The following is a 22,141-nucleotide window of genomic DNA, read 5'->3' on the forward strand; positions in this document are numbered from 1 at the left end:
GCGAATGGCAAAGGCGAAGATCAGCTTCATCTGCCAGAACTGCGGTGCGGTGTACAATCGCTGGCAGGGCAAGTGCGACGCCTGCGGCGAGTGGAACACCATCGTCGAGGAAAACCAGGCCGGCGGCATCGGCGGCGGCCCTGCCAAGGCAGGGCGGCGGAAAGGCCGCGTCTCGGCGCTGTTCCCCCTGTCCGGAGAGACGGAGGAAGCGCCGCGCATCATATCCGGCATCGCCGAACTGGACCGGGTCACCGGTGGCGGCATCGTGCGCGGCTCGGCGCTTCTGGTGGGCGGCGACCCGGGCATCGGCAAGTCGACCCTGTTGATGCAGGCCGCCGCGGCGCTGGCGCGGCGGGGCCATGGGGTGATCTATGTGTCGGGCGAGGAAGCCGTGGCGCAGGTCCGGCTGCGGGCGCAGCGCCTGCAGGCCGCCGATACCTCGGTGCAGCTGATGGCCGAAACCAATATCGAGGATATCCTCGCCACGCTGTCGGAGGGCGGGCGGCCCGATCTCGTCATCATCGACTCCATCCAGACCATCTGGACCGACACGGCGGATTCCGCCCCCGGCACCGTCACCCAGGTTCGGGCGGCGGCCCAGGCGCTGATCCGCTACGCCAAGTCCACCGGAACCGCGGTCATCCTGGTCGGGCATGTCACCAAGGAAGGTCAGATCGCCGGGCCGCGCGTGGTCGAGCACATGGTGGACGGCGTCCTCTATTTCGAGGGTGAAGGCGGGCATCACTATCGCATCCTGCGGACGGTCAAGAACCGCTTCGGCCCGACCGACGAGATCGGCGTCTTCGAGATGGGCGACGGTGGCCTGCGCGAAGTCCCCAACCCGTCGGAGCTGTTCCTCGGCGAGCGGAACGACAAGGCGCCAGGCGCGGCGGTCTTCGCCGCCATCGAGGGAACGCGTCCGGTGCTGGTGGAGATCCAGGCGCTGGTGGCGCCCTCGCCGCTCGGAACGCCGCGCCGCTCCGTGCTCGGCTGGGACCAGCCGCGCCTTGCCATGGTGCTGGCCGTGCTGGAGGCCCATTGCGGGGTACGCCTGGGCCAGCATGACGTGTATTTGAACGTCGCCGGCGGCTATCGCATCAACGAGCCGGCTGCCGATCTGGCCGTCGCGGCGGCGCTCGTCTCCTCGTTGTCGGGCAGCGCCCTGCCGGCCGATTGCGTGTATTTCGGCGAAGTGAGCCTTTCCGGCGCGGTCCGGCCCGTGGCCCATGCCGGGCAACGGGTCAAGGAGGCGGAAAAGCTGGGGTTCCGCGGCGCCGTGCTGCCGCAATCCGGGCAGGATCCCCAGTCGCCGCGCGGCTTCCGCGTCGCCGAAGTGTCGGCGCTGGCCGATCTTGTCGCCCGCATTGCCAGCGGGCAGGATAAAAGGAATGCTTGATTTTCGCCGCATCCCCGAGTGTAAGACACGCAATGCAACGAGATCGCCGAAAGCATCTCCAGCCGAAGCGGAATCGCTCCGGCGTCGGACAATGCGGCAAACAGAAAATAGAGCATTTCCGGTGACCCCGCATTCACCGACAATGCTTTAGCCAAGGACCGGTATGAACATCACCCTGCTCGACGTCACGCTCGTCGTCATCACCCTCCTTTCGGCGATCCTCGCGATGGTGCGTGGCTTTTCCCGCGAGGTGCTGTCCATCGTCAGCTGGGTGGTGGCCGCAGCCGCCGCATGGTTCTTCTTTCCAAAACTCACGCCCTTCACCGAGCAGTACATTTCCCAGCCGACCGTTGCGATGGGCGTCACGGCGCTGGGAATCTTCCTGATTACGCTGATCGTCGTATCGCTGATCACCATGCATATCGCGGACTTCATCATCGACAGCCGGGTCGGCGCGGTGGACCGGATCCTCGGTTTCCTGTTCGGTGCCGCGCGCGGCGTGCTCCTGATGGTGGTTGCGGTGGTATTCCTGAACTGGCTCAACCCCGATCAGCAGCATCCGCAGATCGCCGATGCGCAATCCAAGCCTTTCCTGGACGATCTCGGCAACCAACTGGTCGGCAGCATGGACGGCCTGGTCGAATACGTGAACCAGCGCCTCGGACCGCCGCCGGCGCCTGAAACGGACATCGGCGGCGCGGAAGCCCCGTCGGAGCAGGCCGAGCCCGGTTCGATCGACGACGCGATCCAGGGCCAGCAGCCACAGCCCAATTGATTTTCGGGCCGGTGTCAGGCACAAGGCTGCTCAAGCGGCTTCGCGGGGGCAGATCGAAGCCGAAGCCGACTCAATTGGAGGGGTAAGCGACCCGACTGGCGCGATGGTTTTCGCGCCGGTTTCATTTTTGTTTCGCGTTTCGCGTGATCGCCCCCATATGGAGGCCAGCCACGCGGTAGAAGCGCGGTATCGGGCCTTCCGTTCGGGAACGAGTTTGACATGGGCGAAACACCTTTCGACGACATCGACGGCGACACTCTCCACGAGGAGTGCGGCGTCTTCGGCATTCTCGGCCATCCTGACGCCGCGACCCTGACGGCGCTGGGCCTTCATGCCCTGCAGCACCGCGGGCAGGAGGCCGCCGGCCTCGTCTGCTTCGACGGCCGACAGTTTCATACCGAAAAGCGCATGGGCCTGGTGGGCGACCATTATACCGACCCCGCCGTGCTGGCGCGCCTGCCCGGCCACATGGCCATTGGCCATGTGCGCTATTCCACCACCGGCGAAACAGCCTTGCGCAACGTGCAGCCGCTGTTTGCCGAACTGGAAGTCGGTGGCATCGCCATTGCCCATAACGGCAATTTCACCAACGGGTTGACGCTGCGCCGCCAGTTGATTGCCGATGGCGCGATCTGCCAGTCCACCTCCGATACCGAAGTCGTCCTGCACCTCATCGCCCGTTCCCGGCAGGTGTCCTCCTCCGACCGGTTCATCGATGCGATCCGCCATGTGGAAGGCGGATATTCGATGCTGGCGCTGACGCGGACCAAGCTGATCGCCGCGCGCGATCCGATCGGCATTCGCCCGCTGGTCATGGGCGAGCTCGATGGAAAGCCGATCTTCTGCTCGGAAACCTGTGCGCTCGATATCATCGGCGCGCGCTACATCCGCGACGTGGAAAACGGCGAGGTCGTCATCTGCGAGATCCAGCCCGATGGCTCTATCTCGGTGGAATCCCGCAAGGCCGAGACCCCCACGCCCGAACGCCTCTGCCTGTTCGAATACGTCTATTTCGCCCGGCCGGATTCGGTCGTCGGCGGCCGCAACGTCTATACGGCGCGCAAGGCGATGGGCGTCAACCTGGCGCGGGAAGCCCCCGTCGAGGCGGATGTGGTGGTGCCGGTGCCCGATGGCGGCACTCCGGCGGCCATCGGCTTCGCGCAGGAAAGCGGCATTCCCTTCGAGCTCGGTATCATCCGGAACCACTATGTGGGCCGCACCTTCATCGAGCCGACCCAGCAGATCCGCGCCTTCGGCGTGAAGCTGAAGCATTCCGCCAACCGGGCGATGATCGAGGGCAAGCGTGTCGTGCTGGTGGACGATTCCATCGTGCGGGGCACCACCTCGGTCAAGATCGTGCAGATGATCCGCGATGCCGGCGCGACGGAAGTGCATATCCGCGTTGCCAGCCCGATGATCTTCTACCCGGATTTCTACGGCATCGACACGCCGGACGCCGAGAAGCTGCTTGCGAACCAGCATGAATCGCTCGAGGCGATGTGCCGCTTCATCGGCGCGGACTCCCTCGCCTTCCTGTCGCTGGATGGCCTCTATCGCGCGGTCGGTGGCGAGGCGCGCAACGATGCTTCCCCGCAGTTCACCGACCATTATTTCACCGGCGACTATCCCACCCGGCTGCGGGACCGCGAGGCGCCGGCCAACAATGTCCATCATCTGGCGGTGATGGCCGGCAACGGCTGACGCTGCGCGCAACCATCTTTCACAGCTTCGGGAATCCGGAATGGCAGGCAGGCTAGACGGGCGTATCGCCCTGGTAACGGGCGCGTCGCGCGGCATCGGCTATTTTCTGGCAAAGCAGCTCGCGGCGGAAGGTGCGCATGTCATCGCAGTGGCGCGCACGGTGGGTGGCCTGGAAGAGCTGGACGACGAAATCAAGTCCGCCGGCGGATCTGCGACCCTGGTTCCGCTGGACCTGACGGACATGGAAGGCATCGACCGGCTTGGGGGAGCCATCTACGACCGGTGGGGCAAGCTGGACGTGCTGGTGCTCAATGCCGGCGCATTGGGCGTGCTGGCGCCCCTCGGCCACATCGAAGCCAAGACCTTCGACAAGACCATGCGCGTCAACGTGGATGCGACATGGCGGATGATCCGCACGACCGATCCGCTCCTGCGCCAGTCCGACGCCGGGCGCGCCATCTTCCTGTCGTCCGGCGCGGCGCATTCGACCAAGGCCTATTGGGGCCTCTACGCCGCCACCAAGGCTGCCGGAGAGGCGATGATCCGCTCCTGGGCAAACGAAACGCGCAGCCTGCCGCTGCGCGTCAACTCGGTAAACCCCGGTGGCACGCGCACGGCCATGCGTGCCCTTGCGATGCCGGGCGAAGATCCCGATACGCTGCCGCGCCCGGCGGACGTGGCGGCGGCCATGCTGCACCTCGCCTTTCCGGACTTGACGCAAACCGGACTTCTGTTCGACGTTCGCCAGAACCGCTTTCTCAACTACCACATGCCCGACTGAGCGCCCTTGGGCCCAACCCGGCAAAGGAGCGCCGGATGGGCCTGCGCCGCAAACTGAAGGTCGAGCCCGGCACACGCCCGCAGCGCGTGCAGGAAAGCCTTGGCATTCGGAGTCAGCATGTGATCACGTGCGGCCGTTGCTGCCATGTTCGGAGAATACAGGCGGCTTCCGTTCGGCGCCGGGCGCCTATGACGGAGCCGTGTGCCAGCCCTACCGCGTGAGGCGGCAACTTGAAATCAATAATCTTATCAAACTACATCGAGCCACGGTTTAGCCCTAACTCGTATATACGGGTATTGCGGAACGACCCTGCAACCTGTATATACAGGTATGCGTATCGTATAGGATGAACCGAAGAGGCAGGCGAACATCGCGAAACACGCGATGGCGATTGGCAGGTTGAACGCGCCACGACGGTTGTCTTCGTCACTCTGGGCAGCGAGGCAATATCCATTGTCTCCATGCGCGCGGCGTCCATGAAGGAAAGGAAGCTCTTATGAGCGGCAAAACCTTTGATGCTAAGCACGCAGCGGAATACGGCTACACCCGCGAGGATTGGGAGTCTGTCGAAAGCCCAGAGGCGAACGACGAGCAGATTTCGCAGGCGCGGATGTTCTCGGAAGCATTTCCGGAGCTGCACAACAGCATTCCACGGAAGCGCGGCCCGTCCAGGACCAAGACGCCCGTTTCCATTCGTTTGGATGACGACCTGGTTGCCAAGCTTCGCTCTTCCGGGCCCGGCTGGCAGGCCCGAGTAAACGATGCATTGCGCAGATGGATCGATGATGCCGCCTAGGCGCATCAGGCCCTTTGCCTGTCTATGGCTACGGATAAGCACCGGATGAGTTGTGTGATGGTACCGCGCACTGCGGCAAGAAGCAGAAAACTTAGACATCATTTTGGTATGTCGTGACTTTGGAGATTGTCGTCTCCCTGCCCTTCCCGCACCTTTCCACGCCGAGAAAGCAGCCCGCAGGCAACTGGCGGACAACTCCAGGCGCCTCGGCGACCTGCCGCAGATGCTGTACGGCGAAGGCCGGCATGCCCTTCTGATCGTGTTGCAGGGCATGGACGCCACCGGCAAGGATGGCACGTGCTGGCATGTCCTGTCGGCGATGAATCCGCAGGGCACAGTCGTCAAGGGGTTCAAGAAACCAACCGCGAAAGAGTCCGGCCGAGCAATTGCGACGCTTCGAGCAGCGGCTGAACGACCCTGCGCGGCATTGGAAGATCAGCGAAGCAGACTAAGCGGAGCGCCCCTACTGGAATGCCTACCAGACGGCTTATGAGGACGCGATGGAGAAATGCTCCACCGATCACGCGCCCTGGTACGTGATCCGTCGGACCTGAAGTGGTTCCGCAACCTGGCGATCTCGCACATCATCGCCAAAACGCTGGACGGGCTGGATATGAAGCTTCCGGCCCCCAGCGTGAATATGGACAGGATCCGCGCCCTCTATCACGAAGCAGCGAAAGCGACGCCTGCGTGAAGCGCGGGCAACCCGATCGTCGCACGCTCAGGGTACCGCTTCGCCGGCGCCCTGGAGCATTTATCGTTCATATGGAACCACTCTGTTTCTCCCGGGGCCGGATGGCCCGCCAGGAAGGCGGCGCAGGCAGTACGGGCAAGTCCGGCTGACGCCGCGGACGTCCGTCCCCGGGAAACCCGAAGGGCCGGCCATTCGAGCCGCCTTCTTCGGCTTGCATCTTGGCCATACACCAGTATGGCCTTCGACACCCACCTCGATTGCGGCCCGAAGCGCCTCCGGCAGAGTGATTCCATATGTACGGGAAACGCTCTAGTGATGCTGCGCTTCCGCCTTGCGGTAGGACCGCACGCCGAAGGGCATCAGCACGTAATAGGCGACCACGGACAGCGTCAGCGTTTCCCAGAAGAAGCTGAGCAGCAGGCCGATATACAGAACCACCACCAGGACGGCCGGCACCACATACTCTCGCCGCACGGGCATTCCGATCGTCTTGCCGGAATAGGTCGGTATGCGGCTTGCCATCAGCAGGCCGACGACGACGAGGTAGACCGACGAGAACGCCGCCGTCACCTGCGGGAAGCCCGTGCCCTCGCCAGTGAAGCCGAGATAGACGGGAAACAGCGCCAGGGCCGCGCCGGCCGGGGCCGGAACGCCGGTGAAGAAGGCGCTCTTCCAGGCGGGCTTGTTCGGCTCGTCCAGCATGGTGTTGAAGCGCGCCAGGCGCAGGGCCGATCCGCTGGCATACAGGAGGGCCGCGATCCAACCCACGGCGCCGGCATCGTGCAACGTATAGGCGTAGAGCAGGAGCGCGGGCGCAACGCCGAAATTGACCACATCGGCCAGCGAGTCCATCTCCGCGCCAAATCGGCTCTGGCCGTTGACGAAACGGGCGATGCGGCCGTCGATCCCGTCCAGGAAGGCTGCGCCGAGCACCAGCACGACGGCCAGCTCGAACCGCCCTTCGAACGCGTAGCGAATGCCCGTCATGCCGGCGCAAATGGACAGGATGGTAATGACGTTGGGAACGATGTGACGGATGGGGATGCGGGAATAATAGCGCGCGCCGCCGAGCATTTCGTCCTGCTTGTCGTGGCCCTTTTGCGTCACTTGCGTCAGTCCCTCCGCGATGGCCAGGTGGCCAGCCTCTCGCCATGCTCGGCAATCACCGTTTCACCCGCGATGGCACGCTGGCCCTCCGCCACGCGCGGCACGGTGCCGTCGGGCAGGTATACATCGAGCCGCGAGCCGAAGCGTATCAGGCCGTAACGCTCGCCGGCCTCCAACGATCCGCCCGCCCGGACAAAACCGACGATGCGCCGCGCGATCGCACCGGCGATCTGCACCACGCCCACATCACCGAAGGGGCCCGCCAGCACCATGGACGAGCGCTCGTTGACCTCGCTGGCCTTGTCCAGCTCGGCATTCTTGAACTGGCCTTCGCGATAGGCGATCCGCAGGATGCCGCCGCGTACCGGCGCGCGGTTGATGTGGCAGTCGAAGACATTCATGAAGATGGAGATACGCAACATCGGCTCATCCCCGAGTTGCAACTCGGCCGGTGGGACGACATGGCCAACCAGCGATACGCGGCCGTCGGCCGGGCTGACGACGATGTGATCAGCCTGCGGCGTGACCCGCTCGGGATCGCGGAAGAAGTAGGCGCACCACACCGTCAAGACCAGGAACAGCCAGAACAGGGGTTCCCAGAGAAGGCCGAGCAGCAAGCCCACGATGAAGAAGCCTGCGATGAAGGGGTAGCCGGCCTTGTGCACCGGCACCAGCGCGTTGCGGATCGACGTCAGGAAGTCCATGGATTGCGTTTCCTTGCATGCGGCAGCGTGGGCAGGGTTTAGAGTTCTTGGCGCTCACGTTCAAGCGGGTCGGCTGGCGCCCGCCGTTCGACGATGCCGAGGGCGTCCGCCTCGCGCGCGCGGCGCAGCGTTTCCTCGGCCTCGCTGGCCTCGCGCTGCATCGTCCACATTTCGGCATAAAGGCCACCCTCGGCCAGCAATGCGCGGTGGGTGCCGCGCTCCACGATCTGCCCGGACCGCAGGACGATGATCTCGTCCGCGTCGACGATGGTGGACAGGCGGTGGGCGATCGTCAGCGTGGTCCGCTCCCGCGAAACGAGGTTCAGCGCGCTCTGGATATCCTGCTCCGTATGGGTATCCAGCGCCGAGGTCGCCTCGTCCAGCACCAGGATCGGCGGTGCCTTCAAGATGGTTCTCGCAATGGCGACACGCTGCTTTTCACCGCCCGAAAGCTTTAACCCGCGCTCTCCGACCATCGTATCGTAGCCGTCCGGCAGGCTTTCGATGAAGTGGTGGATCTGCGCAAGCTCCGCCGCGCGCCGCACCTCGGCCTCGGTGGCATCCACGCGCCCGTAGCGGATGTTGTAGGCGATCGTGTCGTTGAACAGCACCGTATCCTGCGGGACGATGCCGATGGCGGCGCGCAGGCTGTCCTGACGGACCTGTGCGATATCCTGTCCGTCGATGGTGATGCGCCCGGCCGACACGTCGTAGAAGCGAAACAGAAGCCGCGAGATGGTGGACTTGCCCGCCCCGGATGGGCCGACGATCGCGACCGAGCGTCCCGGCGGCACCTCGAAACTGATGCCCTTGAGGATTTCCCGCCCGTGGTCATAGGAAAAGTGCACGTCCTCGAAGCGGATCGCCCCGGTGGCCACCGCCAGCGGCGGCGCATCGGGATCGTCCTGGACTTCCCGGCGCACGGACAGCAGGTTGAACATTTCCTCCATGTCCGTCAGGCCCTGCCGGATTTCACGGTAGACGAAGCCGATGAAGTTGAGCGGAATGGAAAGCTGCATCAGCAGCGCATTGATGAAGACGAAATCCCCCAGCGTCTGCGTGCCGGCCTGCACCTCGCGCGCCGACATCACCATGGCCGCGCCCATGCCGAGCGAGAAGATGACCCCCTGCCCGAAATTGAGCCAGCCCAGCGAGGTCCATGTCTTGGTTGCAGCGCTCTCGTAACGCGCCATGGAGCGGTCGAAACGGTCGGCCTCCATCGTTTCGTTGCCGAAATACTTGACCGTCTCGAAGTTGAGGAGCGAATCGATGGCCTTGGTGTTGGCCTCCGTGTCGCTGTCGTTCATCTCGCGGCGGATGCCGATGCGCCAGTCGCTCGCCTTCACGGTGAACCAGGAATAGGCGACGACGGTCAGGGCGACCACGAGCACGTAGGACGCGCCGTAGGTGACGCCGAAGATGATGGCGGTCAGCAGGAATTCCAGGAGCGTCGGGACCGAATTGAGGATCGTGAAGCGCACGATCGTCTCGATACCCTTGGTGCCCCTTTCGATGATGCGCGACAGGCCGCCGGTGCGCCGCTCCAGGTGGAAGCGCAGGGACAGCGCGTGCATGTGCACGAAAGTCTGATAGGCCAGCCGCCGCACCGCATACTGGCCGACGCGGGCAAACAGGGCGTCGCGCAACTGGTTGAGGCCAACCGATACGACACGTGCCACATTATAGGCCACGACCAGCGTGATCGCGCCGGCAAGCATCAAGGGCAGCCATTCCAGCCCCTGCCGGTCGCCGTCCAGCGCGTCGGTGGCCCATTTGTAGAAGTAGGGCACCCCGACGGTCAGAAGCTTGGCCAGGACAAGGTAGAAACTTGCCCAGAGAACCCGAGCCCGCAGGTCGGGCCGCTCTGCCGGCCACATATAGGGCCAGAGGTTGCGGAGTGTTCGGAAGGTCGCGCCGCTGTCGCCGGAGACGGCAGGCTGCTGTGTATCGCTCAAGGCTGCACTTTCGGGGTCATGATCGAGGGGCGCGCGGACGCGCACCCCCTAAATGGTCTCCCACGGGGGGATTCGCCAGTCCGTCAGCCGCCGGTGGCCTGCGCAGCCTCGTGGGCCGGCATGCGGAAGACCTGCCCGGGATAGATCAGGTCGGGATTTCGGATATGGTCGCCATTGGCGAGGTAGATCACCGTGTAGCGGCTGCCCACGCCATAATTTTCGCGCGATATGCGCCAGAGCGTATCCCCCTTGCGGATGATGACGCGGCCGTCCACCTCCTGCAGCCCGCCCGCCGGCTCTCCGTTGGAGGCAAGCGTCGTATCCGCCTTTTCGGCGGCGGACATGCCCGGCAGCGCCGGCGACGCGGCAACGGCGGCGACATGTTCGCGGTCGGGCCGCTCGAATGGCACTTCGGCGCGCGCCACGACGCTGCCCGCCTTGTCGACGACGTCGGCGCGCACGACATGCGTGCCCACCGGCACGGCCTGCCGGGCGCTGGCCAGAAATTCGCGCTTGGAGCCAATCGGCGCCTCGGCCACGAAAGCGTCGTTCAGGTACAGCCGCACCTTGGAGCCCTTGGCCGCGGTACCCGCGACGTAGATCTGGTCGCCCTCGATCTCGACCGCGCCGATCGCCGGTGCGTTCGGATCGGCTGCCGGTGCTGCCGGTGCCGCGGGCGCCGTAGCGTCCGCCGTGGCCACCTGCGGCGTGGCCGAGGCGACCTGCGGTGCTGGAGCGGCGATCACCCGCGAGGGCGCGTCCGGCTGTTCCAGAAGCACCAGCAACTCGGATTCGCGGCCGGGCATGGGTATGCTGACGATGGCGCTTTCCGCCGAGGCGAGAACCGCCTCGCCTTCGCCCGTCTCCAGGTGGATCTGATGTTCCCCGACCGCAAGCGGCACATCCAGCGTCACCGCGAACTCGCCCTGCGCATTGGTGCGCGCGGTTGCGATCACCCGGCCGGCCGCCACGATCCGCACGACCGTATCCGGCGCGGCGCGGCCCGCCAGTACGGCGGAGCCATCCGGTTCGACGCGCACGACATCGAAGGAGGGAATGTTGGACGATGCCGGCGCGGCGGCTTGCGCCGGCACGCCCGGAGCCGGCGGCGTGGCTGCCGGGGCCTGGCCCGCCAAGGGGGCCGGAGCCTCCGGCGATACCTTGGCAAGGGTAACCTGGCCATTGGGCAGCGCCGCGCGCGTATTGCCGAAATGCAGATAGCCCGCCACGAGGCCGGCGACGCCAACCATGGCCGCTGTCGCGAACAGGACGCCGCTCTTCCGTTTCATAACCACTCCGAAGGCAAGTTTGCTTGCCGCTTGTGGGGAACTTCGTATCGTTCCCCTATTTCTACAAATTGTTGGCTGCCGCAACAAGGCGAATGAGTCCACATCCCTTGGGTGGATGCGACGGCGCGATCGGATGTGATGCATGAGAATGACGCCCGGATGGCTGACGATCGCGCGGTTGGCCCTCATACAGACGGCCATCGGCGCCGTCGTCGTGCTGACGACGTCGACGCTCAACCGGGTCATGGTGGTGGAACTGGCCCTCCCTGCGACGCTGCCGAGCCTGTTGATCGCCGTCTATTACGCCGTTCAGCTCACCCGGCCGCGCTTCGGCCACGGCTCCGATGTGGGCATTCGGCGCACGCCATGGATCGTCGGCGGCGTCGCCCTGCTGGCTGTCGGCGGGGTGGCTGCCGCCGCGGCCACCGGCCTTCTGGAGCATCATCGCCTGCCGGGGCTGGTCCTCGGCATCATGGCCTTCGCAGCCATCGGCGCGGGCGCCGGCGCGGCCGGGACGGCGCTTTTGACACTGACCGCATCGATCGTCTCGCCGGCTGCGCGGGGCCCGGCGGCGACGGCGATGTTCACCATGATGATCGCGGGTTTCGCCCTGACGACAGCGGCGGCGTCCCGGCTGCTGGACCCGTTCTCCACGCTGCGGCTGGTGGCGGTGACGGCCATGGTGGGCGCTCTCGCCTGGCTGGTCGCGCTCCTTTCAGCATGGCGGCTGGAGGACACCTTCCCCGAGGCACGCGCCGATGGCGCGCCATCGCCCTTCCGCCAGGCCCTCGCCGTCGTGTGGGGAGAATCCGGCACCCGGCGCTTCGCACTGTTCGTCTTCGCATCCATGCTCGGCTACAGCGGACAGGACGTCGTGCTGGAACCCTTCGGCGGCCTTGCCTTCGGCCTGACGCTCGCCGAGACCACCCGCCTGTCGGCATGGCAGAATGGCGGCATCTTCTGCGGCATGGTGCTGACGGCCATCGCGGGCGGGCTCCTCGGCCGGCGGTATCCGGGTACGCTGCGCTCCACGGCGATTGTCGGCGCGGTCCTTTCCGCCCTATGCCTTTCGCTCCTGTCGGTCGGGCCGTATGCCGGCATGACGGGGGAAACGATCTTCCCCCTTGCGGCGGTGCTGGGTATCGGCCTTGGCGCCTTCACCATTTCGGCCATCGGCGCGATGATGGCGATGGCCAATGCCGGCGCAGACGGGCGGGCCGGGCTGCGCATGGGTGTCTGGGGCGCGGCGCAGGCCCTGGCCTTCGGGCTCGGCGGCCTCTTGGCCGGCATTTGCGTCGACCTCGTCGCGCTGGCGACGGGCCGGATGGTGGTCGGCTACGGGGTCGTCTTCGCAGGCCAGGCGCTGCTTTTCGCCCTCGCCGCGGTGCAGGCCCGCAAGGCGATCCGGCTGACCGGCGCAACCGCCACCAGCGCCTTCAGGGCATCACGGAGCCGCATCGGCCAGCGACAAACGTGAAGCCCCAGGCAGAAGCGCGGGCTTGACCGCTGCGACAAAACGGTTAGCCCATCGCCATGACGCCGGCGGCGTTCTTTCGTGTTACCCGCAAGGATCCGGACCCTATGCACAAGCCCATCGCCTTCATCGACCTTGCGACCCAGCAGCAGCGCATCCGCGGCAAGATCGACGCCCGCCTTTCCAGAATCATGGATACGGGCGCCTATATTCTGGGTCCCGATGTCCGTGAGCTGGAAGAGGCCCTGTCCGCCTTCGGCGGCATGGACGCCACGCTCGGCTGTGCATCGGGCACCGACGCGCTCCTGCTGCCGCTGATGGCCTGGAACATCGGCCCCGGCGACGCTGTCTTCGTGCCAAGCTTCACATTCGCCGCCACGGCCGAGGTCGTCGCGCTTCTGGGGGCGACGCCCGTCTTCGTGGACGTGCTGCCCGACACCTACAACATGGACCCGGAAAGCCTGGACAGGGCCATCGCCGAAATCCGCGACGCGGGTTTGTTGAAGCCGCGCGCCATCATCGCCGTCGACCTGTTCGGCCAGATCGCCGACTATCCCTCCATCCGCGCGGTCGCCGACACCCACGAGTTGAAGCTCATCTCCGACGCCGCGCAGGGCTTCGGCTCGACGCTGGGCGGGCAGATGGCCGGCGCCTTCGCCGATGTCGTCGCCACCAGCTTCTACCCGGCCAAGCCGCTCGGCTGCTACGGCGATGGCGGGGCCGTGCAGACCAACGATGCGGAGTTGATGGCCGTCATGCGCTCGCTGAGCGTTCATGGCCAGGGCACCGACAGGTACGACAATGTCCGCATCGGAATTACCGGACGGCTCGACACGTTCCAGGCGGCCGTGCTGCTGGAAAAGCTGCCTCTGTTCGCGGAAGAGATCGAAGCCCGGCAGCACGTTGCCGAGCGCTACGCCGCGGGCCTGCACGATCTTGCGATCACCCCGGCGGTGCCGGACGATATCGTCTCCACCTGGGCCCAATATACCATTCGCGTCGCCGACGGCCGGCGCGAAACCTTCATGGCCCGCATGCGCCAGGCCGGCGTGCCGACGGTGATCTACTACGGCAAGCCCCTCCATCGGCAGACGGCCTACCGGCATTTTCCGGCCGAATCCGGCGCATTGCCCGTCAGCGACGCGCTCTCGCAGGACGTCGTGAGCCTGCCGATGCACCCGTATCTGGATCGTGAAACACAGGACCGGATCATCGCGGCCGCGCGCGAGGCGCTCACAACCGCCTGAATCGGCGGCGTTCCGCAGGGCAACATGCCAATTCCGTAACCATCGTCGCGGCGCAGCATCAGGAAAACGGATAAGCGACGCAGATCAGGGGTTGGAAATTTCCCAGACTGCGACATTCTCTGTCCTACCGGCCTGGATGGACAGAGGAGTCGCAGCGCATGCCATTCGACGAGATGCTGGTTGATGATGGCAAGGTGCGCAGCCCTTATGAACGGTTTCAGAAATGGTTTGCCCGGCAGGAGGCCCCCTCGCTGGCAACCAAGGCCGGAGAGGCGGAAAGCTTCTTCCGCCGGACCGGCATCACCTTCAACGTCTACGGAGCGGACGAGGCGGCGGAACGGCTGATCCCGTTCGACATGGTTCCACGGATCATCTCGGGCAGGGAATGGGCCCCCCTGGCCGACGGGATCGAGCAGCGCGTCCAGGCGCTGAACGCCTTCCTGCACGACATCTACCACGATCAGGAAATCGTAAAGGCCGGCGTGGTGCCGGCCCGCCTTATCGAGGGGAATGAAGCCTTTCTTCCGCAGATGGTCGGCTTCAGCCCGCCCGGCGGCGTCTATACCCACATCATCGGCGTCGACATCGTGCGCACCGGCGAGAACGATTTCTACGTCCTGGAGGACAACGCCCGCACCCCTTCGGGCGTGTCCTACATGATCGAGAACCGGGAAACGATGATGCAGATGTTTCCCGAGCTGTTCGCGCAGAACCGCGTGCGCCCGGTGGAAAACTATCCCCGGCATCTGCGCCGCTCTCTGGCGCGCGTCGCGCCGACCGCTTGCGAAGGCCAGGCGCGGATCGCCGTGCTGACACCCGGCATCCACAACTCGGCCTATTACGAACACGCCTTCCTGGCCGACCAGATGGGCGTCGAGCTGGTCGAGGGCGCCGACCTGAAATGCATCGACGGCCGCATCGCGATGCGCACCACCAAGGGCTATCTGCCGATCGACGTGCTGTATCGCCGCGTCGACGACGCCTTCCTGGACCCCCTCGCCTTCAATCCCGATTCGCTGCTGGGCGTGCCGGGCATCATGGACGTGTATCGTAACGGCGGCATCACCATCGCCAACGCGCCAGGCACCGGCATTGCCGACGACAAGGCGATCTACTCCTACATGCCGGATATCGTGAAATTCTATTCGGGCCGGGACGCGATCCTGCACAATGTGCCCACCTGGCGTTGCGCCGAAGAGGACAGCCTCGCCTACGTTCTCGAGCATCTGGAAGAGCTCGTCGTCAAGGAGGTGCACGGCTCGGGCGGCTACGGCATGCTGGTGGGGCCCGCCGCCTCCCGTGCGGAGCGCGAAACCTTTGCGGCCAAGCTGCGGGAGCGGCCGACCAACTATATCGCCCAGCCGACGCTGGCGCTGTCCACCGTGCCCATCCTGACGGAGGCGGGCCTTGCGCCCCGCCACGTGGACCTGCGGCCCTTCGTGCTGGTCAGCGACACGGTCAAGATCATACCCGGCGGGCTCACGCGCGTCGCATTGAAGGAAGGTTCTCTCGTGGTGAATTCCAGCCAGGGCGGCGGCACCAAGGATACCTGGGTGCTGGAGGACTGATCCGATGCCGCTATTGGGACGTACCGCGAACGGGCTCTTCTGGATGCAGCGCTATATCGAGCGCGCCGAAAACACGGCGCGGCTGATCGATGCCGGCCTCAGATTGTCGCTCACCAACCTGTCGGCCGACGCAGACGAGTGGAACTCGGTTCTGGTCACGGCGGGGGTGCTGGACGCCTATCAGGCGCGGCACGATGTGCTCGACCCCGATCTCATCGCCGAATTCATGCTGCGCGATCCGGCGAACCCCTCCAGCATCCTCAACTCGCTCGCCACCGCGCGCACCAACGGGCGCATGGTGCGCACGGCCCTGACGCGCGAGACCTGGGAGGCGCTCAACGAAAGCTGGATGCTGCTGCGCGACCGGCTGTCCCGTCCGATCACCGACCTGCCGGCCCTTCTGGAACTCATCAAGCAGCGTTGCGCGCTGATCCGTGGCTCGTTCTACGGCACGATGCTGCGCAACGAGATCTTCGACTTCTGCAACATCGGGACATTCCTGGAGCGGGCGGACAACACGGCGCGGATCCTGGACGTGAAATACTGGGTGCTGCTGCCGCAGCACTCCTATGTCGGCTCCTCGCTCGACAATTATCAATGGGGCTCGATCCTGCGGTCCGTGTCGGCGCTGCGCTCCTATGCATGGGAATACGACGCCGAATTGAAGGCCGTGGATATTGTCGACTTCCTGATTCTCAACCGGCGCATGCCGCGATCGCTCGCCTATTGCTACCGGCTGATCGAGGAAAGCCTCAGCTATCTGTCGCGCACCTACGGCGAGGCGCATGAATGCGACGAGATCGCCCGGTCCATCGCAAGGCGGCTGGAGGAAACCACCGTCGGCGACATCATCGACGCCGGCCTGCACGAATTCCTGGAATGGTTCATCCTGGAAAACAACCGCCTGTCCGACGAGATCGCCCGGACCTACCGCTTCCATAGCTGATTTTCGTTTGATAACCGTCGATTGCTGGCGTGGCAGCTCTTGTTGTCTTACAATCCGCGATTGTAAGAATTTAAAGTGGTTTGAAATGCTCCGGCCTCAGCCCTTTTAGGCTGGCGGGTCCTTTTTCGGGCTCCCGTAGGCGGATCTGTTACGGATATCCGAATGACCTATTGCGTCGGCCTGCTTCTCGATCAGGGTCTCGTCTTCATGTCGGACACGCGCACCAACGCGGGTGTCGACAACATTTCCACCGTCACCAAGATGAAGATCTGGTCCCGCCCGGGCGACCGCTTCCTGTGCCTTCTGTCCGCCGGCAATCTGGCGACGACCCAGGCGGCGATCTCCCTGCTGGAGGAGCGTGGGCTGCATCCCTCGCAGCGCAACCCGTCGCTGTTCGAGCAGCCCTCCATGTTCCAGACGGCCAAGCTGGTGGGCGAGACGCTCAAGGAGGTCATTTCCTATACGACGCCGTCCGGCCAGCAGGCCGACAGCCGCTTTGCAGGCACCTTCCTGCTGGGCGGCCAGATCAAGGGCGGAGAGCCACGCCTGTTCATGATCTATCCGGAAGGGAATTTCATCGAGGCCGGCGCCGACAACCCCTTCTTCCAGATCGGCGAACACAAATACGGACGCCCGATCATCGTGCGCACCTACGAGCATTCCATGTCGCTGGAAGAGGCCGTCAAGCTGCTTCTGGTGTCATTCGACTCGACCATCAAGTCGAACCTTTCGGTCGGGCTTCCCATCGACCTGCAGACCTACCGGTCCGGGACCCTCGAGGCCGGCTACCACCAGCGATTCGACGAGCGCGACCCCTACTACCAGGCCATATCGGACGGATGGTCCGGGGCCCTCAAGGAAGCGTTCGACCGCCTCCCCCCCTTCCTGCCGGACGAGCCCGTCAGCGGCTGAGGCCCTTGGCGGCGAGTTCGTCCAGATAGGCCTGCCACAGGCGATCCTGGTCGCGCCCGAGTTCGGCCAGATAGCTCCAGGTGAAGATCCCGGTATCGTGCCCGTCATCGAAGACGATGCGGATGGCGTAGTGGCCGACGGGCAGGATGTCCGCAATGGCGACATTGCGCTTTCCACCGACGGTAACCTTCTGTTCCGCGGAATGGCCCTGCACCTCGGCCGAAGGCGAGTGTACGCGCAGCATCTCGGCTGTGAAGGCGTGCTCGGCCCCGTCGGAGCCCGTCACCTTCAGCGTGCGGCGATCACGCGTCACCGCAATCTTCGCTGGCGCCGCAACCTTGTCGCTCATACAACTCTCCGTACCGATCTTGACCATGGGGTAGCGCCCTTCCACATTGCTGACAACAGGCAGGAGAGCAGGAAGCATCGTGACCCCAGCAGCGGCCCTTGTGCCGACCCCGCGCCAGAACGGCAGTATGATCGATCCTTTCGGACGGCAGATTTCCTATCTGCGCGTGTCGGTCACGGACAGGTGCGACCTGCGCTGCGTATACTGCATGTCCGAGCACATGGAGTTCCTGCCGCGCCGCGAGCTGCTGACGCTCGAAGAGCTGGACCGGCTGTGCACGGCCTTCGTCGAGCGCGGCGTGAAGCGACTTCGGCTGACGGGGGGCGAACCGCTGGTGCGCAAGAACGTGATGTCGCTGGTGCGCAGCCTGTCGCGGCACCTCGACAGCGGCGCCCTGTCGGAACTGACGCTGACCACCAACGGCACGCAACTCGCCGCCCATGCCGACGAACTGGCAGCCTGTGGCGTGCGCAGGCTGAACGTATCCCTCGATACGCTCGATGCGGACAAGTTCCGCATGATCACCCGGCGCGGCGACTTCGACCGCGTGATGGATGGCATCGCCGCCGCACGGCGTGCCGGCATCGACGTCAAGATCAACACCGTCGCGCTGAAGAACTTCAATCAGGGCGAGATTCCGGACATGATCCGCTGGGCCCATGGGCTCGGCCTCGGCCTGACCCTCATCGAAACGATGCCGATGGGCGACATCGGTGAGGACCGGACCGACCGGTATCTGCCCTTGTCGATGCTGCGTCACGAGCTTGGCGCCAGGCACGGATTTACCCTGACGGAGTCGAGCCACCGCACCGGTGGACCGTCCCGCTATTTCGATGTGGCCGAAACCGGCGGGCGACTTGGCTTCATAACCCCGATGACGCACAATTTCTGCGAATCCTGCAACCGCGTCCGCATCACCTGCACGGGCACGCTGTACATGTGCCTTGGCCAGGACGATGCGGCCGACCTGCGCGGTGCGCTGCGCGCATCCGAAGGGGATGAGTTGCTTCATCGCGTCATCGACGACGCGATCCTGCGCAAGCCAAAGGGCCATGATTTCGTGATCGACAGGCAGACCCGGCAACCCGCCGTGTCCCGCACCATGTCCGTCACCGGCGGTTGAAGGCACTGCGCCCAATCGCCGCATTTTGCACGCATTCCCGTTACAAGTTTACGTGTTGGAACGCGTGGGGGACACCGCCGTTCTAAAATTCGATGAACGGCCGCCACGCGCGGCTTCGGCCAAATTCCACAAGGGGTTCGTAAGCATGAAGAAGACTTGGAAGCCGGTTCTGGCGCTCGCCGCCGTCGTGATGATCACCGCTGGCTGCACCCAGACCGAACGTACGGTCAGCGGCGCGGCAATCGGCGGCGTCGGTGGCGCGGCAGTCGGCAATGCGGTCGGCGGCGGCACGGGCGCCCTGATCGGGGGCCTCGGCGGCGCAGGTGCTGGCGCGTTGATCGGCCGCAACACCTACTAAGGGTCTTTCCCCTGTCACCCGGGAATGCCGCTGCCCCGCAGCGGCATTTTTTTTGGCTGTGCCTCGTCACGGCCCGAAAAGCGAAGTAAGCCTGATTATCGCCGGGGACTCATGACCAGGGAGGGAGTTCGCGGCGCCTGCTCCATCCGCCTTCCGCGCCAGGTGAACGCGTGTCCATCGCCAGACATACCGTCGAATCGGCAAGCGCTGCGGACAATCTGCGCGCCAGCCTGATGATGATCGGCTCGACGGCGCTCTTTGTCGTCAACGACACGCTGACCAAGATCATCATGAAGGACATGTCGGCCGCCCAGGTCATCGCCATCCGCGGTGCGATGGTCTGCCTGCTTCTGTTCGCCATCGCCTGGCACCGCAAGGCCCTTCCCTCGCTGTCCGCGCTGTCCAACCCGTATCTGATCATCCGCACCCTGGCCGATGCCGGAACCACGTTCCTGTTCATGCTGGCCCTGGCCAATATGCCGATCGCCAACGCCTCGGCCATCTATCAGGCGCTGCCGCTGGTGGTGACCGTCGGTGCCGCGCTCTTTCTCGGCGAGGCCGTAGGCTGGCGGCGCTGGACCGCCACCTTTGTCGGCTTCACTGGCGTCATCATCATCGTGCGTCCCGGCATGGAAGGTTTTTCCATCTATTCCATCGCCGTTCTTTTGTCGGTCGTCACCTCTGCCGCGCGCGATCTGGCCACGCGCCGCATGCCGAAGGGCCTGTCCTCCATAACCGTCGCAGCCATCACGGCGGCAACGATCACGATGCTTGGTGCCGCCTTGACGCCATTCACCGGCGTCGCGTCCGTCACCGCAATGCATTTCGGGCTGATGGCCGCGGCAGCCGTCCTGCTGTCGGCCGGATATGTGGTGATCGTGGCGGCCATGCGCGGCGGCGATGTCGGCTTCGTCGCGCCGTTCCGCTATACGGCGCTTCTCTTCGCCATCATCCTCGGCTACCTGGTCTTCGGCGAATTGCCGGATTTCTGGTCCAGCGTCGGCTCGGTCATCGTGGTCTTGTCGGGTCTCTACACCATCTACCGCGAGCGACGCCGCCGCACGGTGAAGGCAATCAAGGCACAGGTACACTGATGGATACGAGGGCCACACAACAAACGCAGCCGACCACGGCGGCGCCTCCCTTCAAGCCGTCGGTCAGTTTCATCCTTGCGCTCGTGCTGGCCTCCGCGCTGTCGCCGCTGGCCATCAACATCTTCATTCCGTCGATGGCCTCCATTGCGGGGAATCTGAATGCGGCTCCCGGCACCGTGGCGCTGGGCCTTTCGCTGTATCTCGTAACGGTTGCGGCCGTGCAGCTGATCGCCGGCCCCTTGTCCGACCGGTACGGGCGGCGTCCGGTCATGCTGGCCGGCATGGTGCTGTTTCTAGCCGGCACCCTTGTCTGCATCGTCGCCGAAAGCGCCGCGGCCTTCCTGGCCGGCCGGGTCATCCAGGCGGGCAGCGCAACCGGCATCGCCCTGTCGCGCGCTGTCGTGCGCGATCTGTTCCCGCGCGACCGCGCCGCCAGCATGATCGGCTACGTCACGATGGGCCTTGCGGTCGCACCGCTGATCGGGCCGGCACTCGGCGGTATCATGGACAGCCTGCTCGGCTGGCATTCCGTCTTCTGGCTGCTCGTCGTCTTCGGCGTGGTGACCCTGGCGATGATCTGGGCCTACCTGCCGGAAACCGCAAAGGCGACCAGTGCGCCCGTGCGCGCGCAATTCGGCGCTTACCGACTGCTCATCGGATCGCCGGGCTTCTGGCGTTATGCCGGAACGGCGACGCTCGTTTCGGCGGTCTTCTTCACCTTCCTCGGCGGCGCGCCGTTCATCGCTTCCCATCAGCTTGGCATGAGCCCCGCGGGGTACGGCCTGTGGTTCATGGCCTGCTCCATGGGCTACATACTCGGCAACTTCCTCACGGGCCGCCTGTCGGGGCGCCTCGGTCTCGATCGGTTGATGCGGGCCGGCTCCATCATCACCTTCGTGTCGACGCTGCCGCCGCTGGCGCTGTTCCTTTCCGGTCATCTTTCGGCAGCCGCATTGTTTCTGCCGATGCTCTTCGTCGGCCTCGGCAACGGTCTCGCCGTGCCGACCTCGACCGCCGGCGGCGTATCCGTCCGGCCCGAGGCTGCCGGCGCCGCCGCCGGCCTTCTCGGCGCCGTGCAGATCGGCGGCGGCGCCGCGGCTTCCGCCATCGCCTCCAACCTCGCGCATTCGCCGACGGCCGTCGCCGTTGTCATGGCGGGCCTGGGCGCGGCCGGCGTCGTGCTGGCATCGGGGCGGATGCGGACATGACCCTTGCGGGCGCCATCCTTGCCGGCGGCGCGGGCTCACGCATGCAGCCTTCCAGCGTGCCCAAGCCGCTTCTCGAAATCGCCGGAAGGCCGCTTCTGGCTTACGTTGTCGAGCGTCTGGAGGGCCGGGTTCATCCACTGCTCATCAACAGCCCACCCCACGAAGGCTTCGAACGGTTCGGGCTTCACGTGGTACCGGATCTGCGCCTGGAAAGGCTGGGACCCCTGGCCGGGATGGAGGCCGCACATGCGCATCTGTCCACCGGTTATCCACAACCTGGACACATCCTCTTCGCGCCGGCTGACACGCCCTTTCTGCCGGACGATTTCGTAAGCCGGATGACGCGATCTTCGGGGTGCGTGCGGATCGCACGAAGTGGCGGGCGGCTCCATCCGACGGCCTCGCTGTGGCCGATGGACGCGCTGTCCGGGCTCGGCGCCTATCTGGAAACGCCCGGATGCCGCCGCTCCGTGCTCGACTATGCCCATCTGCAGGGTTTCGACGTGGAAGACTTTCCGGCCGGCCATGGCATCGATCCGTTCTTCAACGTCAACCGCCCCGCCGACCTCGATATCGCCAACGCACATCTGATGCCCCCACCGGCCCAATGACCCGGTTGCCATTTGCGACGAAACAGGCAGTATCGCGGAATTATGCGGCACGC

Annotated in this window: 20 protein-coding genes and 1 pseudogene; 16 read left to right on the top strand and 5 right to left on the bottom strand. The window is 65.1% G+C overall.

From position 1 onward, the window contains the following. Nucleotides 1-4: 4 nt before the first annotated feature. From radA to IGS74_RS20075, 6 genes are all read left to right on the top strand, one after another. Nucleotides 5-1,396 carry a DNA repair protein RadA gene (radA, locus tag IGS74_RS13720; RefSeq protein ID WP_192386858.1) on the top strand — a complete coding sequence of 464 codons (1,392 nt, stop codon included), beginning with the start codon at nt 5-7 and terminating at the stop codon, nt 1,394-1,396. A 163-nt stretch (nt 1,397-1,559) separates the two neighbouring features. After that, nucleotides 1,560-2,171: a CvpA family protein gene (locus IGS74_RS13725; protein WP_192386860.1), complete on the top strand. Its 612-nt coding sequence runs from the start codon at nt 1,560-1,562 to the stop codon at nt 2,169-2,171. A 219-nt stretch (nt 2,172-2,390) separates the two neighbouring features. Further along, complete coding sequence (gene purF, locus IGS74_RS13730) at nt 2,391-3,872, top strand: amidophosphoribosyltransferase (protein WP_192386862.1); 1,482 nt, start codon at nt 2,391-2,393, stop codon at nt 3,870-3,872. Between the two features lie 40 nt (nt 3,873-3,912). Then, nucleotides 3,913-4,653 carry an SDR family NAD(P)-dependent oxidoreductase gene (locus tag IGS74_RS13735; RefSeq protein ID WP_039193404.1) on the top strand — a complete coding sequence of 247 codons (741 nt, stop codon included), beginning with the start codon at nt 3,913-3,915 and terminating at the stop codon, nt 4,651-4,653. Nucleotides 4,654-5,149: 496 nt separating this feature from the next. Beyond that, entirely contained in the window at nt 5,150-5,449 is a 300-nt protein-coding gene (locus tag IGS74_RS13740) for a BrnA antitoxin family protein (protein WP_060601637.1), read from the top strand. 508 nt (nt 5,450-5,957) lie between these two features. Beyond that, nucleotides 5,958-6,143, top strand: a complete 186-nt coding sequence (locus tag IGS74_RS20075; protein ID WP_206688169.1) for a hypothetical protein — start codon at nt 5,958-5,960, stop codon at nt 6,141-6,143. Nucleotides 6,144-6,452: 309 nt separating this feature from the next. On the opposite strand, the gene pssA is transcribed toward IGS74_RS20075, so the two are convergent. From pssA to IGS74_RS13765, 4 genes and pseudogenes are all read right to left on the bottom strand, one after another. Beyond that, nucleotides 6,453-7,217: a CDP-diacylglycerol--serine O-phosphatidyltransferase gene (pssA, locus tag IGS74_RS13750; RefSeq protein ID WP_192391799.1), complete on the bottom strand. Its 765-nt coding sequence runs from the start codon at nt 7,215-7,217 to the stop codon at nt 6,453-6,455. A 38-nt stretch (nt 7,218-7,255) separates the two neighbouring features. Next, nucleotides 7,256-7,957, bottom strand: a pseudogene (locus tag IGS74_RS13755) (phosphatidylserine decarboxylase); the annotation flags it as partial. Nucleotides 7,958-7,992: 35 nt separating this feature from the next. Beyond that, nucleotides 7,993-9,831: an ABC transporter ATP-binding protein/permease gene (locus tag IGS74_RS13760; RefSeq protein WP_192391800.1), complete on the bottom strand. Its 1,839-nt coding sequence runs from the start codon at nt 9,829-9,831 to the stop codon at nt 7,993-7,995. A gap of 161 nt (nt 9,832-9,992) precedes the next feature. After that, the gene (locus IGS74_RS13765) at nt 9,993-11,198 is read right to left on the bottom strand and encodes a LysM peptidoglycan-binding domain-containing protein (RefSeq protein WP_192386864.1); all 1,206 of its coding nucleotides are present in this window, start codon (nt 11,196-11,198) and stop codon (nt 9,993-9,995) included. Nucleotides 11,199-11,340: 142 nt separating this feature from the next. Between IGS74_RS13765 and IGS74_RS13770 the strand changes: the two genes are divergently transcribed. From IGS74_RS13770 to IGS74_RS13790, 5 genes are all read left to right on the top strand, one after another. Continuing rightward, on the top strand, nt 11,341-12,675 hold the full coding sequence (locus IGS74_RS13770; RefSeq protein WP_192386866.1) for a BCD family MFS transporter: 1,335 nt from the start codon (nt 11,341-11,343) through the stop codon (nt 12,673-12,675). 104 nt (nt 12,676-12,779) lie between these two features. Next, entirely contained in the window at nt 12,780-13,919 is a 1,140-nt protein-coding gene (locus IGS74_RS13775; RefSeq protein ID WP_192386868.1) for a DegT/DnrJ/EryC1/StrS aminotransferase family protein, read from the top strand. Nucleotides 13,920-14,092: 173 nt separating this feature from the next. Then, nucleotides 14,093-15,487: a circularly permuted type 2 ATP-grasp protein gene (locus IGS74_RS13780; protein WP_192391801.1), complete on the top strand. Its 1,395-nt coding sequence runs from the start codon at nt 14,093-14,095 to the stop codon at nt 15,485-15,487. A gap of 4 nt (nt 15,488-15,491) precedes the next feature. After that, nucleotides 15,492-16,433, top strand: coding sequence for an alpha-E domain-containing protein (locus tag IGS74_RS13785; protein WP_192386870.1), 942 nt, complete (start codon nt 15,492-15,494; stop codon nt 16,431-16,433). Between the two features lie 162 nt (nt 16,434-16,595). Next, nucleotides 16,596-17,345 (top strand): proteasome-type protease, encoded by a 750-nt coding sequence (locus tag IGS74_RS13790; RefSeq protein WP_039193390.1) that lies wholly within the window; start codon nt 16,596-16,598, stop codon nt 17,343-17,345. Here the strand turns inward: IGS74_RS13790 and IGS74_RS13795 are convergent. After that, nucleotides 17,335-17,694: a DUF971 domain-containing protein gene (locus IGS74_RS13795; protein WP_192386872.1), complete on the bottom strand. Its 360-nt coding sequence runs from the start codon at nt 17,692-17,694 to the stop codon at nt 17,335-17,337. The genes IGS74_RS13790 and IGS74_RS13795 overlap by 11 nt on opposite strands. Before the next feature lie 127 nt (nt 17,695-17,821). Here IGS74_RS13795 and moaA point away from each other — a divergent pair, with 127 nt between their 5' ends. The 5 genes from moaA to IGS74_RS13820 all read left to right on the top strand — a co-directional run bounded on the left by moaA (nt 17,822) and on the right by IGS74_RS13820 (nt 22,088). Then, nucleotides 17,822-18,817 (top strand): GTP 3',8-cyclase MoaA, encoded by a 996-nt coding sequence (gene moaA, locus IGS74_RS13800; RefSeq protein ID WP_192391802.1) that lies wholly within the window; start codon nt 17,822-17,824, stop codon nt 18,815-18,817. A 145-nt stretch (nt 18,818-18,962) separates the two neighbouring features. After that, entirely contained in the window at nt 18,963-19,175 is a 213-nt protein-coding gene (locus tag IGS74_RS13805; protein WP_039193382.1) for a YMGG-like glycine zipper-containing protein, read from the top strand. A gap of 170 nt (nt 19,176-19,345) precedes the next feature. After that, nucleotides 19,346-20,269, top strand: coding sequence for a DMT family transporter (locus tag IGS74_RS13810; RefSeq protein ID WP_246722562.1), 924 nt, complete (start codon nt 19,346-19,348; stop codon nt 20,267-20,269). Beyond that, nucleotides 20,269-21,477 carry a multidrug effflux MFS transporter gene (locus IGS74_RS13815; protein ID WP_192386874.1) on the top strand — a complete coding sequence of 403 codons (1,209 nt, stop codon included), beginning with the start codon at nt 20,269-20,271 and terminating at the stop codon, nt 21,475-21,477. The genes IGS74_RS13810 and IGS74_RS13815 overlap by 1 nt, the downstream gene beginning before the upstream one ends. Then, nucleotides 21,474-22,088 carry an NTP transferase domain-containing protein gene (locus IGS74_RS13820; protein WP_192386876.1) on the top strand — a complete coding sequence of 205 codons (615 nt, stop codon included), beginning with the start codon at nt 21,474-21,476 and terminating at the stop codon, nt 22,086-22,088. The genes IGS74_RS13815 and IGS74_RS13820 overlap by 4 nt, the downstream gene beginning before the upstream one ends. Nucleotides 22,089-22,141 lie beyond the last annotated feature (53 nt).

Origin of the sequence: Aureimonas sp. OT7 (assembly GCF_014844055.1) — a bacterium.
Classification (GTDB): domain Bacteria; phylum Pseudomonadota; class Alphaproteobacteria; order Rhizobiales; family Rhizobiaceae; genus Aureimonas; species Aureimonas altamirensis_A.

What these genes read in the sequence shown, in the direction of transcription:
- radA (WP_192386858.1), top strand. Translation starts at nt 5, where the DNA reads ATGGCAAAGGCGAAGATCAGCTTCATCTGCCAGAACTGCGGTGCGGTG.
- IGS74_RS13725 (WP_192386860.1), top strand. Translation starts at nt 1,560, where the DNA reads ATGAACATCACCCTGCTCGACGTCACGCTCGTCGTCATCACCCTCCTT.
- purF (WP_192386862.1), top strand. Translation starts at nt 2,391, where the DNA reads ATGGGCGAAACACCTTTCGACGACATCGACGGCGACACTCTCCACGAG.
- IGS74_RS13735 (WP_039193404.1), top strand. Translation starts at nt 3,913, where the DNA reads ATGGCAGGCAGGCTAGACGGGCGTATCGCCCTGGTAACGGGCGCGTCG.
- IGS74_RS13740 (WP_060601637.1), top strand. Translation starts at nt 5,150, where the DNA reads ATGAGCGGCAAAACCTTTGATGCTAAGCACGCAGCGGAATACGGCTAC.
- IGS74_RS20075 (WP_206688169.1), top strand. Translation starts at nt 5,958, where the DNA reads ATGCTCCACCGATCACGCGCCCTGGTACGTGATCCGTCGGACCTGAAG.
- pssA (WP_192391799.1), bottom strand. Translation starts at nt 7,217, where the DNA reads ATGCTCGGCGGCGCGCGCTATTATTCCCGCATCCCCATCCGTCACATC.
- IGS74_RS13760 (WP_192391800.1), bottom strand. Translation starts at nt 9,831, where the DNA reads ATGTGGCCGGCAGAGCGGCCCGACCTGCGGGCTCGGGTTCTCTGGGCA.
- IGS74_RS13765 (WP_192386864.1), bottom strand. Translation starts at nt 11,198, where the DNA reads ATGAAACGGAAGAGCGGCGTCCTGTTCGCGACAGCGGCCATGGTTGGC.
- IGS74_RS13770 (WP_192386866.1), top strand. Translation starts at nt 11,341, where the DNA reads ATGAGAATGACGCCCGGATGGCTGACGATCGCGCGGTTGGCCCTCATA.
- IGS74_RS13775 (WP_192386868.1), top strand. Translation starts at nt 12,780, where the DNA reads ATGCACAAGCCCATCGCCTTCATCGACCTTGCGACCCAGCAGCAGCGC.
- IGS74_RS13780 (WP_192391801.1), top strand. Translation starts at nt 14,093, where the DNA reads ATGCTGGTTGATGATGGCAAGGTGCGCAGCCCTTATGAACGGTTTCAG.
- IGS74_RS13785 (WP_192386870.1), top strand. Translation starts at nt 15,492, where the DNA reads ATGCCGCTATTGGGACGTACCGCGAACGGGCTCTTCTGGATGCAGCGC.
- IGS74_RS13790 (WP_039193390.1), top strand. Translation starts at nt 16,596, where the DNA reads ATGACCTATTGCGTCGGCCTGCTTCTCGATCAGGGTCTCGTCTTCATG.
- IGS74_RS13795 (WP_192386872.1), bottom strand. Translation starts at nt 17,694, where the DNA reads ATGAGCGACAAGGTTGCGGCGCCAGCGAAGATTGCGGTGACGCGTGAT.
- moaA (WP_192391802.1), top strand. Translation starts at nt 17,822, where the DNA reads ATGATCGATCCTTTCGGACGGCAGATTTCCTATCTGCGCGTGTCGGTC.
- IGS74_RS13805 (WP_039193382.1), top strand. Translation starts at nt 18,963, where the DNA reads ATGAAGAAGACTTGGAAGCCGGTTCTGGCGCTCGCCGCCGTCGTGATG.
- IGS74_RS13815 (WP_192386874.1), top strand. Translation starts at nt 20,269, where the DNA reads ATGGATACGAGGGCCACACAACAAACGCAGCCGACCACGGCGGCGCCT.
- IGS74_RS13820 (WP_192386876.1), top strand. Translation starts at nt 21,474, where the DNA reads ATGACCCTTGCGGGCGCCATCCTTGCCGGCGGCGCGGGCTCACGCATG.